The organism is Rhizobium sp. L51/94 (assembly GCF_019355555.1).
In the GTDB taxonomy this organism is placed as follows: domain Bacteria; phylum Pseudomonadota; class Alphaproteobacteria; order Rhizobiales; family Rhizobiaceae; genus Rhizobium; species Rhizobium rhododendri.
Genome location: NZ_CP072141.1, coordinates 619480 through 633559, shown reverse-complemented (window position 1 = coordinate 633559; position 14080 = coordinate 619480). Strand labels below are relative to the sequence as shown.

At 60.7% G+C, this 14080-nt stretch carries 11 protein-coding genes; 10 read left to right on the top strand and 1 reads right to left on the bottom strand.

Going from position 1 to position 14080, the window contains the following annotated elements:
• The first annotated feature begins 145 nt into the window (after positions 1–145).
• From J5274_RS28710 to J5274_RS03030, 8 genes are all read left to right on the top strand, one after another.
• A complete protein-coding gene (locus tag J5274_RS28710) occupies positions 146–1090 on the top strand; it encodes an ImuA family protein (protein ID WP_224127859.1) in 945 nt (314 codons plus the stop codon).
• Complete coding sequence (locus J5274_RS03060; protein WP_224153324.1) at positions 975–2552, top strand: DNA polymerase Y family protein; 1578 nt, start codon at positions 975–977, stop codon at positions 2550–2552. The genes J5274_RS28710 and J5274_RS03060 overlap by 116 nt, the downstream gene beginning before the upstream one ends.
• Complete coding sequence (locus tag J5274_RS03055; RefSeq protein WP_219274750.1) at positions 2549–5941, top strand: error-prone DNA polymerase; 3393 nt, start codon at positions 2549–2551, stop codon at positions 5939–5941. Before J5274_RS03060 ends, J5274_RS03055 begins: the two co-directional genes overlap by 4 nt.
• A gap of 136 nt (positions 5942–6077) precedes the next feature.
• A complete protein-coding gene (locus J5274_RS29260; RefSeq protein WP_111222063.1) occupies positions 6078–6389 on the top strand; it encodes a (2Fe-2S)-binding protein in 312 nt (103 codons plus the stop codon).
• Positions 6355–6840 (top strand): bacterioferritin, encoded by a 486-nt coding sequence (gene bfr / locus J5274_RS03045; RefSeq protein WP_111222062.1) that lies wholly within the window; start codon positions 6355–6357, stop codon positions 6838–6840. Before J5274_RS29260 ends, bfr begins: the two co-directional genes overlap by 35 nt.
• A gap of 636 nt (positions 6841–7476) precedes the next feature.
• Positions 7477–7764, top strand: coding sequence for a hypothetical protein (locus tag J5274_RS03040; protein ID WP_111222061.1), 288 nt, complete (start codon positions 7477–7479; stop codon positions 7762–7764).
• Between the two features lie 338 nt (positions 7765–8102).
• Positions 8103–9086: a UDP-glucose 4-epimerase GalE gene (gene galE, locus J5274_RS03035; RefSeq protein WP_142824566.1), complete on the top strand. Its 984-nt coding sequence runs from the start codon at positions 8103–8105 to the stop codon at positions 9084–9086.
• Positions 9064–10614 (top strand): alkaline phosphatase family protein, encoded by a 1551-nt coding sequence (locus tag J5274_RS03030; RefSeq protein WP_142824567.1) that lies wholly within the window; start codon positions 9064–9066, stop codon positions 10612–10614. The genes galE and J5274_RS03030 overlap by 23 nt, the downstream gene beginning before the upstream one ends.
• A gap of 24 nt (positions 10615–10638) precedes the next feature.
• On the opposite strand, the gene J5274_RS03025 is transcribed toward J5274_RS03030, so the two are convergent.
• Positions 10639–11148 (bottom strand): DUF1993 family protein, encoded by a 510-nt coding sequence (locus tag J5274_RS03025; RefSeq protein WP_142824568.1) that lies wholly within the window; start codon positions 11146–11148, stop codon positions 10639–10641.
• Positions 11149–11322: 174 nt separating this feature from the next.
• Here J5274_RS03025 and J5274_RS03020 point away from each other — a divergent pair, with 174 nt between their 5' ends.
• Positions 11323–12384 carry a dipeptidase gene (locus J5274_RS03020; RefSeq protein ID WP_142824569.1) on the top strand — a complete coding sequence of 354 codons (1062 nt, stop codon included), beginning with the start codon at positions 11323–11325 and terminating at the stop codon, positions 12382–12384.
• A gap of 42 nt (positions 12385–12426) precedes the next feature.
• Complete coding sequence (locus J5274_RS03015) at positions 12427–14073, top strand: ABC transporter substrate-binding protein (RefSeq protein WP_142824570.1); 1647 nt, start codon at positions 12427–12429, stop codon at positions 14071–14073.
• The last annotated feature ends 7 nt before the right edge of the window (positions 14074–14080 follow it).

Below are 14080 nucleotides of genomic sequence, written 5' to 3'. Positions count from 1 at the left end.
CGGCCCATATAGAGGCTTTGGGGAAACTTTTCGAGAGCCAATTCAAGGCAGGAATAAATTCACAGAGAATCCCTGTTGACTCTTCTTTAGCGCTCTGGAATCTATAAGAACATAACAGGAACAATCCACTCAGGAGCTAACGTCCATGGCTAGCAATGCCGTGGCGCGGGAGACGCTTTTTGCCCTGCGCGAAACCATCGCCCGTCTGGAAGGCAAGTCCGTGCCAGCCCTTTCGGCGGCCGAGCACGATCGCCTGGGCAACGAAAGTGCTGTCTCGGGCCGGGTCCCTTCCGGGGGAAAGGCGCTGCTCTCGAGCGGTGTTGCGGATCTCGATGTGGCGCTCAAGGGGGGCTTTCCCCTCGATGCGCTTACCGAAATACGCTCCTCCAGCTTGCGCGATGCAGGGGCTGCGACCGGCTTCGTGCTGGCGCTGGCAGCAAGGCTCAGGGCGCGCGACAACCATGCCGGCGTCTCGCCGGTCCTCTGGATCGGCGAGACGATGGTAATGCTGGAAGCAGGCCTGCCCTATGCCTTGGGCCTACAGGATTTCGGCGTCATGCCACGCGGCTTCCTGCACGCGGCGCCGCGAAAACTCGAAGAGGCGCTGTGGCTGGCGGAGGAGGCGCTTGCCAGTGCCGTCTTTACCCTCGTGGTGCTCGAGGTGCGCGGCAATCCCGCCCATTTCGGCCTGACGGAAAGTCGCCGGCTGAGCCTGCGGGCCAAGGCTGCCGGGCGACCGTTGTTTGTCCTCAGGCAAGCCGGGCAGGAAGAGGCAAGCAGCGCCCTTCTGCGCCTTCATATCGAACCCGCGCCGGCCTCGGCGCGGCCTTTGCCGGACGGATCGATGCTGGGCGGCAGCATCGGAAACCCGTCCTTCCGTCTCACCCTGGAAAAGAGCCGCAACCCGGCTCCCCTGTCATTTGTCCTCGAATGGAATGCCCATGACCGCCAATTTTTCCCTGTCAACCGGCAGCCTGCCGCTGTCGAACGGCCAGCAGCGCATTCTGGCCCTCACGTTTCCCCGGCTGTCGACAGATCGGATCGCGCGCAAGCGCTGGGGTCTGTCGTGGCGTACCACCGGGCGTCCTGAGACGCCGCCGCTGGTTTGCGCCGGACGGGTGAAAAATGCCATGCGGCTGACAGCCCTGGAAGCAGCGGCCGAGGGCATCGGTCTGAAGGCTGGCCAGGGCGTCGCCGAAGCACGGGCCATCTGTCCCGACCTCGATGTGGTCGAGGACGATGATGCGGCCGACCGGCGACTGCTGGAGGCGATGGCAGACTGGTGCGACCGCTATACACCGCTGGTCTCGCTGGATGGTCGTGACGGCCTGTTCCTCGATATTACCGGCTGCGCCCATCTTTTCGGGGGTGAGCGGGCACTGCTGAAGGATGTGCTGCACCGGCTGTTTCATCTCGGTCTGGAGGTGCGGGGCGCCATTTCATCTTCGCCGGGCCTCTCCTGGGCCGTCGCCCGCTTTGGCCGCAGCGGCATTGTCGAAGCGGATGAGATGGAGACTGTGCTGGCGCCATTGCCCGTGGCGTCGCTCAGGCTCGACGGACCGACCGTCGCCGCCCTGCAGAAGCTCGGCTTGAAGCAGGTCGGCGATATCATCTCTGCCGCCCGGGCGCCATTGGCACGACGGTTCGGCGCGCATCTGCTTTTGCGCCTTGATCAGGCGTTGGGCCTTGACGAGGAGCCGATTTCGCCGCGACGTCCGGTGGCTAGCCTTTCTGCCGAACGGCGCCTCATCGAGCCGGTTCAGGCCGAGGAGGATATCCTGCTGCTGGCGGGCCAGCTCGGGGCTGCCCTGAAGCCGGGGCTGGAAGCCCGTGGTATCGGCGGCCGGATGTTCGAACTGCTGCTGTTCAGGGTCGACGGTGCCGTGTTCCGGATTTCGGCCGGTGCGTCGAAGCCGTTGCGCGAGCCGAAACGCATTGCCGCGCTGTTTTCCGAGCGCATCAAGGCCGTGCATGATGATCTCGATGCCGGTTTCGGTTACGAGATTGTCCGGCTGAACGTGCTGCAGCACGAAGTTTTCGATGCGCTTCAGGCGGATTTTACTGCCGATGGACCATCGGAGCAGTCGCTTTCCGCCTTTGTCGATCAGGTCGCAGCGCGGCTCGGGCGGGCCTGTCTGCAGGCACTGGAACTGGCGGAAAGTCACGTGCCGGAGCGGGCGGCCCTGTTCGTGCCCGCAGCGGACGTGCTGTCCGACAAGCTGCGGCAGACCACCGGCACGACGGTCGGGGCCGGCCGGTCCGAGCGACCGCTGCGGCTGTTCCGGACGCCGGAGCCGGTCGAGACGTTCATGGCCGAGGTGCCGGAAGGTCCGCCACAGAGATTTCGCTGGCGGCGCACGATGCACGAGGTGCTGCGCGCCGAGGGGCCTGAGCGGCTGGCGCGCGAATGGTGGATCGATGGCGAAGCGGCCCCGCCCCGCGACTATTTCAGGCTGGAAGTACAGAGCGGCCACCGCTTCTGGATGTTTCGCGAGGGGCTCTATGGGCATGGCGCGCCGCCCCGCTGGCTGATGCACGGGGTTTTCGCATGAGCCCGCGCCCTGCGCCCATGTTCTTCGAGATCGGGGCGAGAACGAACTTCTCGTTCCTCGAAGGCGCCTCAAGTCCGGAGGAAATGGTCGTGGCGGCCGGCTCCTGTGGCCTGACCGGCCTCGGCATTGCCGATCGCAACAGCGTTTCGGGGGTGGTGCGCGCCCACGCGATCGCCCGGCAGAACGGCTATCGGTTCCAGCCCGGTGCGCGGCTGGTGTTTGCCGACGGAACGCCGGATGTTCTGGCGTACCCGGAGAACAGGGCCGGATGGGGCCATCTTTGCCGGCTGCTCAGTACGGGCAACCTCAGAACGGAAAAGGGCGGCTGTATCCTGCATGAAGAGGATCTATGTGCCTGGGGGGACGCCATGATGCTGGCCGTTGTCCCCGACCCGGCCCTCATTTCCGATGCTCCCGGCTGGGAAGCGCTGACGACCTGTCTCGATCGGTTGCGCGGTCGCTTTTCCCGGCAGCTGCATCTGGCCCTTTCGCCATCCTATGACGGCCGAGACCGCTTCGTCTTCGAAGCCTTTGCAATGCTGGCTGCGAAGACGCGGTTGCCGTTGATTGCCACCAACCAGCCTCTCTATCATGGCGCTCAGAGGCGCCCGCTTGCCGATATCGTCACGGCGATCCGCGAGCACGTGACGATTGCCGATGCCGGATTTCTTTTGGCGCCCAACGCAGAGCGCCACCTCAAGCAACCGCGTGAAATGGCGCGGCTTTTCGAGGCCTATCCCAAGGCGGTCGAGAATACGCAGGCCTTTTTTGCCCGCCTGCAGTTTTCGCTGGACGAACTGAAGCATAATTATCCGGATGAAAGTGCACCGGGCGAAACGGCGGCGCAAACCCTGGAGCGTCTGACATGGCTTGGCGCATCGCGCCGTTATCCCGGGGGCGTGCCGGAGAAAATCTCCACGCAGATCGCCTATGAGCTCGATCTCATCCGGCAGAAGGGCTACGAATCCTATTTCCTCACAGTCCACAAAATCATCCAGCACGCCCGTTACGAACTGAATATCCTCTGCCAGGGGCGCGGCTCGGCGGCCAATTCGACGCTCTGCTACTGCCTCGAGATTACCGAGGTCAATCCGGAGAGGAGCACGCTGCTGTTCGAGCGCTTCATCTCCATGGACCGTGACGAACCACCGGATATCGATGTCGACTTCGAGCATGCCCGTCGCGAGGAAGTCATCCAGTATATCTACAGGACCTACGGCATCGCCCATGCCGGCCTGACGGCGGCGGTGACCAGCTATCGCGCCCGCTCAGCCGGCCGCGAGGTCGCCAAGGCATTCGGGCTTTCCGAGGACGTGCAGTCGGCGCTGGCGAGCACCGTCTGGGGCTGGTCGTCCGACGACCTGTCGGAGCGCGAGGCGAGGGCCGCAAAACTCGATCTTTCGGATCGAACGACGCAGCGGGTGCTGTCCTATGCCTCCGAGTTGATGGGATTTCCTCGCCATCTCACGCAGCATGTCGGCGGTTTCGTCATCACCCGCGACCGGCTCGATGAGATCGTGCCGATCATGAACACCGCCATGCCCGATCGCTACATGATCGAATGGGACAAGACCGATCTCGATGTCCTCGACATCCTGAAGGTCGATATCCTGGCGCTTGGCATGCTGACCTGCCTTGCCAAGGCGTTCGACATGCTGGCGCTGCACTACGAGGTGAAGAAGACGCTCGCCGATCTCGGTAACGACGATCACCAGGACGGCGAGCCCGTCTACGATATGATCTGCCGGGCGGATACGATCGGCGTTTTCCAGATCGAAAGCCGGGCGCAGATGAGCATGCTGCCGCGCCTGAGGCCACGGGTGTTCTACGATCTGGTGATCGAGGTGGCGATCGTCAGGCCGGGACCCATCCAGGGCGACATGGTGCATCCCTACCTGAAGCGCCGGGAAGACAAGCGCTGTGGCCGGGAGATCGAGTATCCGAGCCCGGCGCTGGAGGCGGTGCTGAAGCGCACCCTCGGCGTGCCGTTGTTCCAGGAGCAGGCGATGCAGATCGCCATCACTGCTGCGGGCTTCCCTCCCGCCAAGGCCGATCGGCTGCGACGCTCGATGGCCACTTTCAAGCGATCCGGAAAGGTCAATGAATTCAGGGACGACATGATCGCGGGCATGCTTGCCAACAACTATTCGCAGGAGTTTGCCGAGCGCTGCTTCAGCCAGATCGAAGGCTTTGCCGAATACGGTTTTCCGGAAAGCCATGCCGCCTCCTTCGCCTTGCTGGTCTATGCATCCTGCTGGTTCAAGACCTATTATCCGGACGTCTTCTGTGCGGCGCTGCTGAATTCGCAACCGATGGGTTTTTACGCGCCGGCGCAGCTGGTTCGCGATGCTCGCGAGCACGGCGTCGACATTCGCCCGGTCGATATCAATTTGTCGGAATGGGATTCGATCCTAGAAGATGCACCTTCTCCCAACGCCATCGACCCCCGGCATGCATCGATGCAGGGGGTGATCCGGACGCAGAAGGCCGTCCGGCTGGGCTTTCGACAGGTGCGTGGAGTATCGGAGGACGACATGCGGAACCTCCTCGTGGCGCGGCGCGGCGCCGGATATGTTTCCGTGCGCGATCTCTGGCTGCGGTCCGGGCTGACGAGAAGCGATATCGAGAAGCTGGCCGATGCCGATGGCTTCCGGTCGATCGGTCTCAACAGGCGGGAGGCTCTCTGGGCGGTGCGGGCGCTGGATGCGAAAAATGCGGCGGAGAACCTGCCGCTATTCGATCTTGCCGACAGGGCGGCCGATCTGCAGGTCGAGCCCGAGGTCACTCTCCCGGCCATGCTACCAGGCGAAGAGGTGATCGAGGATTATCGTGCCCTGTCGCTATCGCTGAAGGCCCATCCCGTAGCATTCCTGCGGACCGAGTTCACCGCGATGGGCATTGTTCGCAACGTCGATCTGCTCACCGTTCCATCCGGCCGCAAGCTGATCATTGCCGGGCTGGTGCTGGTGCGCCAGAGGCCGGGGTCTGCAAAGGGGGTCGTTTTCATGACGCTCGAGGACGAGACAGGCGTTTCCAACGCTATTGTCTGGCCGAAAATCTTCGAAAAATACCGATCGATTGCGATGGGCGCGCGGCTGGTGAAGATCCATGGGCGGCTGCAGAGTGCCAATGGCGTCATTCACGTGGTTGCCGATCACCTCGAGGACCTGACCCCTGCACTCGGTATCCTGCAGCGTGAAGCACGGCGTTTCGGCGCGAGCGAGAGAGCGGACGAGGCGCTGCGTCCGACAGCCGACCATCGGCAGAAGAAACTGGCCCTGCAACTCGAGCGCCTAGCGCGGGAAAAGGCGGTGAAAAGGGATGTCCCAGATCTTGCGGATGTCTCCGGGACTGCCAGTGTCATGCCTAGGGGTCGGAATTTCCATTGAAAACACTCGCCATTCACGGCGATGTGACACATTCACGACACCTTGTGGAAGCCGGTATCAGAATCTTTCTTGACATCCAGTCTCTTCTTTATCAAAAACAGGATAGCAAGTGTCATGTTTGACGGACTGAAGAACCATGCTGGTCTGCAGCTGTAACTACATCACCGATCACGATATCCGGGCAGTCATCAACGAGCTGCTCGACGAAGACTGTTGGCAGCTGATCGTGCCGTCGAAGGTCTATCATGCGATGTCGAAGCGCGGACGCTGCTGCGGCTGTTTTCCCGGCGTGGTCGACCTGATCATACAGACAACCGAAGACTATCACGCCCGTCGCCACTCGACGGATGTCGAAATAGTTGATTTCATGTCCCGTCTCAAAAAGTTCCACGAAGACCAAAGGAGAGCGGACATTGAAAGGCGACATAAGAGTCATCGAGCGGCTTAACGAGGCATTGTTCCTCGAGCTCGGTGCCGTAAACCAGTACTGGGTGCATTATCGGCTGCTCGAAGACTGGGGCTACACCAAGCTTGCCAAGAAAGAGCGCGCCGAATCGATCGAAGAGATGCAGCATGCCGACAAGCTCGTCGCCCGCATCATTTTCCTCGAAGGCCATCCCAACCTGCAGACGCTCGCACCCTTGCGTATCGGCCAGACCGTCAAGGAAGTGCTGGAGGCAGATCTCGCTGGCGAATACGACGCGCGTGCCGCCTACAAGATTTCGCGCGATATCTGTCATGATGCCGGCGACTATGTTTCGATGAAGCTTTTCGAAACGCTGCTTGCCGATGAGGAGGGTCATATCGATTTCCTCGAAACCCAACTCGAACTTTTCGCCAAGATCGGCGCCGAGAAATACGGGCAGCTCAATGCCGATTCGGCCGACGCAGCCGAGTAGTGTCATAGACGCGGCAGCCTCCAAGGGTTGCCGCGTTTTCTGTGCCTGGCCTGCCGGTTTCGCTTGGCGCACTGCAGGAATCCAATCGAAAAGTCTGTGCTATTGGACGGTCTGCCTTCAGGCAGCCGTAAGTATTGCCTGCTATCCGACTTTTTTAAAGTTAGAGCATGGCGATGATACACTGGGCTTTTGAGCTGCCGAACGGACAAACGGAAACTGCCTGCGGGAGCAAACAGCAATTCAGTTCCTGGTTAAAACAGAAGTCGCTTTGTCGCCGCTCACCGACGGAATGGATCGTCGATGTGATTGGCACTAATGTGACCGAGCGCTTTACCTATACGCATATGCCGGCCGGCGAGCCATTGTGGACTTTGACATGGGGTGAACCATTGCCGGTGGCATAGCCGGGCATTGGCTCCTCCCAAGGACACGCGCAACAAGCGTCACAGTTACGTCATTTCCCGCATTTTGCGGGGTCGCGTTAGCCTTGATCGCGCTGAAACGCTGTCGGCGTGCACAGATCCTTATCTTTTTGCCGATTGATCTGCTAGGGAGAGCTTCAAGAGAAAAACAAGAGGGTCGATCAAGCCCTCTTTTTGGCCGTCAGGCACAACTTTTAGCATCCAAGGACACACGATGATTACGCTCACACCGACTCAGATCAGAGGGTTGAAGCTTGCCAAGGACGGGAAGCTTTTTCCGCTGCCACCGAAGAAGTGGACTCACCTGAACGCCGTCGTGACCTATGCCAAGACCGACCGCTTCAAGGAGCGGCCGCAGAAGGTTAAATTCCTCACCAATACCACCCTGGAAGAACTGCGCGAAATGGGTCTCATCGAGCGCTGCAACCAGGAAGAATCGCCCGAACTGGACTGCCATGAAATCACCATGGCTGGTAAGATTTGGCTGATGCGCAACAAGTAGGCATCCCGCCGGGCCTAAAAGCATCGCCTTGTCAGCACGCGGTATTTTCAAATCGAGAGAGGTCATGTCGCCGGCATGGGCAGCTTTGCTGTGTCCGGCTGGACTGGCAGGTCTATCGCTTCTGCATGCAATCGGCTCGGATAGCGCTCCTCGGAAAGAGCGTCGAGCCGCTTTCGCTCATATCGCAGTGGGATGGGCACAAGTAAGATCGGTTTTCCTCCCATATCCGTCACGCAGCGATGCGCGACGGTCAGACTTTGATTTTCGACCACCGATGCCTTTTTCTTGTCTCCCAACTCGTCTAAGTCTTTCGCAGCTTAGATAGAGGAGAGCGTTGCATGGCCGGGGAAACAATTCTCGTTGTGGGGGGTGCCGGCTATATCGGCTCGCACACTTGCCTCGATCTCGCAAACAAGGGTTTCGTGCCCGTCGTCTACGATAATTTCTCGAATGGTCATCGCGAGTTCGTCAGATGGGGGCCGGTCGAGGAAGGCGATATTCGTGACCGCGCCCGCCTCGACGAGGTGATCGCCCGGCACAAGCCGGCAGCCATCCTGCATTTTGCAGCGCTGATCGAAGTGGGCGAATCCGTGAAGGATCCTGTCGCGTTTTATGAAAACAACGTGGTGGGCACTCTCACTCTTCTCTCTGCGGCGCAAGCGGCAGGCATAAAAGCTTTCGTTTTCTCTTCAACCTGCGCCACCTACGGCCTGCCGCAGAGCGTGCCGCTCGACGAGACCCATCGGCAGGTGCCGATCAATCCCTACGGCCAGACCAAATACATCGTCGAACAGGCGCTCGCCGACTATGACCGCTATACCGGCTTCCGCTCGGTGATCCTGCGCTATTTCAATGCCGCCGGTGCCGATTTCGAGGGCCGCGTCGGCGAATGGCACAAACCGGAAACTCACGCAATTCCGCTGGCAATCGATGCGGCGCTCGGTCGCCGGGCCGGCTTCAAGGTGTTCGGCAGCGATTACGAGACGCGCGACGGCACCTGCGTGCGCGACTATATCCACGTGCTCGATCTCGCCGATGCCCATGTCCGAGCGGTCCAGTACCTGCTCGATGGCGGTGATTCCGTGGCGCTCAACCTTGGTACGGGAACGGGAACGACGGTCAAGGAACTGCTGTCGGCCATCGAGGACGTCACCGGCAAGCCGTTCCCGGTAGAGTATGCAGGCCGCCGCGAGGGTGATTCTACGACGCTCGTCGCAAACAACGATCATGCCAAAGCCGTTCTCGGCTGGACACCGCAATACGACCTGTCGCAGATCATTCAATCGGCTTGGAACTGGCATGCAAAATCCAATCATCACTGACATGGACATCTCGGAACGGCCAAATGTGCTGCTGATCACCGCCGATCAATGGCGCGGCGATTGTCTTTCTGCTGTCGGTCATCCTGCTGTGCGGACGCCGAATATCGATGCGCTCGCGGCGGAAGGCGTTCTGTTCAAGCGCCACTTTGCCGGCACCGCACCCTGTTCGCCGGCGAGGGCGACGCTCTATACCGGTCTCTACCAGATGAACACCCGTGTCTGCCGCAATGGGTCGCCATTGGATGCACGCTTCGACAACCTGGCGCTGGCCGCCCGGCGCGGCGGCTACGAGCCGACCCTCTTTGGCTATACCGATACGGCGCCCGACCCGCGCAGCCTCCAAGGTGCCGATCCGCATATGACGACCTATGAAGGCGTCCTGCCAGGCTTTACTGCCCGCCAACTGCTGCCGGAGCACGAAAAGCAGTGGCTGTCCTGGCTGAGGGCGCGCGGCCATGAGGAGGCGACCAGTCGCGACATCCACATTCCGGTCGGCGCCAACCCCGGCGAAATCACGAACGGTGCGCCGTCCTATTCCAAGGACGAGACCCAGACGGCCTTTCTGATCGGCGAGTTCGAGCGCTGGCTCGGCGAACAGGAGGCGCCGTGGTTTGCGCATGTGTCGCTGCTGCGGCCACATCCGCCGTTTTCCGTGCCTGCGCCCTACAACACGATGTTTGCGCCCGAGGACGGCCCCGAGTTTGCGCGTGCGGAAACGGTCGCAGCCGAGCATGCTTTGCATCCCTATCTCGCCTATGCGATGCCGCAGAACAATCAGGGCTACTATATCCATGGTGGCGACGGTCCGCTCAGCGACTGGTCGTCAGAGGATTTTCGCGCCATCCGGGCCATCTATTACGGCATGATTGCCGAGGTTGACGCGCAGATCGGACAGGCTTGTCAGGCGCTGAAGGATGCCGGCGTCTGGGACAAGACTGTCATCATTTTCACCTCCGACCATGCGGAAATGGCCGGAGACCACTGGACGCTGGGCAAGGGTGGCTTCTTCGACGGCAGCTATCATATCCCGCTGGTGGTCCGCGATCCCAAAGCCACCCGCAACGGCACCGTCGTCGAGCAGTTCACCAGCTCGGTGGATATCTTTCCGACGCTCTGCGACAGGCTGGGCCTCGATGCGGACAATCACCTCGATGGCGAGACGCTAGTGCCGTTCCTGAACGGCGCGGCACCCGCCGGCTGGAGGGATGCGGCATTCTGGGAGTTTGATTTCCGCGATATTCGCCACTCTCTGCCGGAGCAGCATTTCGGTCTGCGGCCCAACGAATGCAATCTGTCGGTCATCCGCGATGCGGCCTTCAAATATGTCCATTTCGCCGGCCTGCCGCCGCTGCTGTTCGACCTGCAGGCCGATCCGGCTGAGCTCTACAATCTGGCGGAAGAGCCTGCCTACCTTGCTACCCGGCTGCGCTATGCCGAGCGGCTTCTATCTGTCCGGGCCCGGCATCTCGACCAGACGCTGGCTTATACGGAGTTGACGGAAGACGGGCCGGTGACATACCGGCCCTGATCCGCAATCGGCGAGATCGGGACGTCAGCCTTGCGGGCCGAGATAGTCCCTCTTGCCGATGATGAGGCCCTGGTTTCGCAGGATGGCGTGAGCCATGGCGACGTGGAAATAGAAATTCGGCAACGCGAAGCTTGCGAGATAGTCGTCACCCCGGAACGTCGTGGCGACTCCTCCGGGCGATATCGTCACCTCGCGGGTCTCGCTGCCTTCGAGCGCGTCGGCAGCAACCGAGGACAGGAATGCTGTCGTCTTTTCCACGCGGGCGCGCAGTTCGGCGATGGTCGTTTCGGTGTCTTCGAAGCGTGGCGCCTCGATGCCGGAGAGGCGCGACACGGTCAGCTTGGCCGTGTCGGAAGCGCGCTGGATCTGGCCTGACAGCGGCAGCATGTCGGGTGCCAGGCGGGCCTCGACCAATGTCGCGGGATCCTTGCCCGTTTCCGTCGCGTAGGAATCTGCTTTGTCGAGATAGGTCGTGAGTGTGGCCAAGCCACGCTGAAACACCGGAATGCTCATGCGGTACATCGAAAGCGCCATGGAAATCTCCCTTGTAATGCAGCGGGCGATGGGTCGCCGTCATTGCCGCCCTTAGGTGGTGCGTTCGACGCAGGATGCCACCGCTATTTTTATTTTCTCCGGGGGATGGCGAATCCTGTCAGCCTTTTTATGCTGGCCACTTCCGATGGATCGGCAGCCTGCCCAGGATAGCATATGCAACTCGTGTTCGACGGCCATAACGATGTTCTCCTGCGACTATGGTCGCACCAGAAAAAGGGGAGCGATCCGGTCGCCGAATTCCGTGACGGAACGACGAGCGGCCATATCGATGCAGCGCGCGCAAAAGCTGGTGGCCTCGCCGGTGGACTTTGCGCCATCTACATTCCCTCCGGCGATCTCGTCTTTGCCGAACCCGACCGCAACGGTCATTACGTGACGCCGATGGCAGCTCCGCTTGAGCGCTCTCCGTCGCTGGACATCGCCCATGAGATGGCTGCGATCGCGCTGCGCCTAGATCGTGATGGCGCGTGGAAGCTTTGCAGGTCGATCAGCGATATCCGCGAGTGCATGGCGAAAGGCGTCTTTGCCGCGGTGCTGCACATGGAGGGCTGCGAGGCGATCGATGCGGATCTGGTCGCGCTGGAAACATTCCATGCCGCCGGCCTGCGCTCTCTCGGTCCGGTCTGGAGCCGCAACAATGTCTTTGCCCACGGCGTTCCTTTCGCCTTCCCCATGTCGCCGGATACCGGGCCCGGCCTGACGCAGGCAGGTTTCGCTCTGGTCCGGCGCTGCAACGAGCTCGGAATTTTGATCGATCTCGCGCACATTACCGAGAAGGGCTTCTGGGATGTGGCAAAGACCACCGACCAGCCGCTGGTCGCCAGCCATTCCAATTCACACGCACTGACGCCGGTAGCGCGCAACCTCACCGACCGTCAACTCGACGCCATCAAGGAAAGCCGCGGCATCGTCGGATTGAACTACGCAACTGCCATGCTGCGCGCCGACGGACGCTCCGACGCGGATACGCCGCTCGAGGATATGGTGCGCCATATCGATCATCTCGTGCAGCGCATGGGGATCGACTGTGTCGGCCTCGGCTCGGACTTCGATGGGGCAACCATTCCCGACGAGATAGGCGATGCCGCCGGCAACCAGAAGCTGATTGCTGCGCTCCGGAACGTTGGTTATGGTGAGGACGATCTGGTGAAATTATGCCGGGAAAACTGGCTTCGGGTCCTGGCGTCCGCCTGGGGGGAGACGAGCGGTCACTGAGGTTTCGCAGAAATAAGACTTTAAAAAACAGGGGAATAGAAAATGACCATCAGCACTATCCACCGCAACTTCCGCCTCCTTGCGGCAAGCGCTGCGTTTTCACTCGTTATGGCATCGGCGCCGGTCGCTTCCTTTGCGGCAACACCGAAGGATACGCTGGTCGAAGGCTTCGCTTTCGACGATATCATCTCGATGGACCCGGGCGAAGCTTACGAGCTTTCGACCGCCGAAATCACCGGGAATACCTATAGCCTTCTGGTCCGGCTCGACACAGCCGACACCACCAAGGTCAAGGGTGACCTGGCCGAGAGCTGGACAGTGTCCGACGACCACCTGACCTACACATTCAAGCTGAAACCGGGCCTGAAATTCGCCTCAGGCAATCCGATCACTGCCGACGACGTCGCATGGTCGTTCGAGCGCGCAGTTAAGCTCGATAAGAGCCCCGCCTTCATCCTCACACAGTTCGGCCTGACCGGCGATAACGTCGCTACCAAGGCGAAGGCTGTAGACGCGACCACGTTTACCTTCACTGTCGACAAGGCCTATGCGCCGTCCTTCGTTCTCAATTGCCTGACGTCTACCGTCGCCAATGTCGTCGACAAGAAGCTCGTGCTCGACCACGTCAAGGCCGTCACCCCGTCGGCCGACTACAAGTACGACAATGATTTCGGCAACGAGTGGCTGAAGACCGGCTATGCGGGCTCCGGCCCCTTCAAGCTGCGTGAATGGCGCGCCAACGAAGCGATCGTGCTGGAACGCAACGATAATTACTACGGTGAAAAGCCGAAGCTTGCCCGCGTCATCTATCGCTTCATGAAGGAAAGCTCCGGCCAGCGGCTGGCACTCGAGAACGGCGACATCGATGTTGCCCGCAACCTCGAGCCGGGCGATCTCGATCAACTGACCAAGGAAGGCAAGGTATCCGTGACCAATGCTCCGAAGGGCACGGTCTATTACATCAGCCTCAACCAGAAGAACCCGAACCTTGCCAAGCCAGAAGTCCAGGAAGCCTTCCGCTACCTGATCGACTATGATGCCATCGGCAAGACCCTGATCAAGGGTGTTGGCGAAATCCGCCAGACGTTCGAGCCGAAGGGCGTGCTCGGCGCGCTCGAGGAAAAGCCGTTCACGCTGGATGTTGCCAAGGCCAAGGAACTGCTGGCCAAGGCAGGCCTCAAGGATGGCTTCACGGTTACCATGGACGTGCGCAACATCGAGCCGATCACCGGCGTTGCCCAGTCGATCCAGCAGACGCTGGGACAGGCCGGCATCAAGCTCGAGATCATTCCCGGCGACGGCAAGCAGACCCTGACCAAATATCGTGCCCGCAACCACGATATCTATATCGGCAACTGGGGCATGGATTACTGGGATCCGAATTCCAACGCGGAAACCTTCACCACCAATCCGGACAATTCCGACGACGGCAAGACCAAGACGCTGGCCTGGCGCAACACGTTCGTTACTCCCGAGCTCGACAAGATCACCCGGGCTGCCCTGTTCGAGCCGGATGCCACCAAGCGCGCTGCGATGTACCAGGACGTTCAGAAGAAATTCCTGCACAACAGCCCGTTTGCGATCCTCTTCCAGCAGATTGAAGTCGCCGCTTACAAGAAGGACCTGAAGGGCTTTGCGCTCGGTCCGAGCTTCGACACCAACTTCGTCTGGCCGATATCGAAGGAGTAGTCCGGAA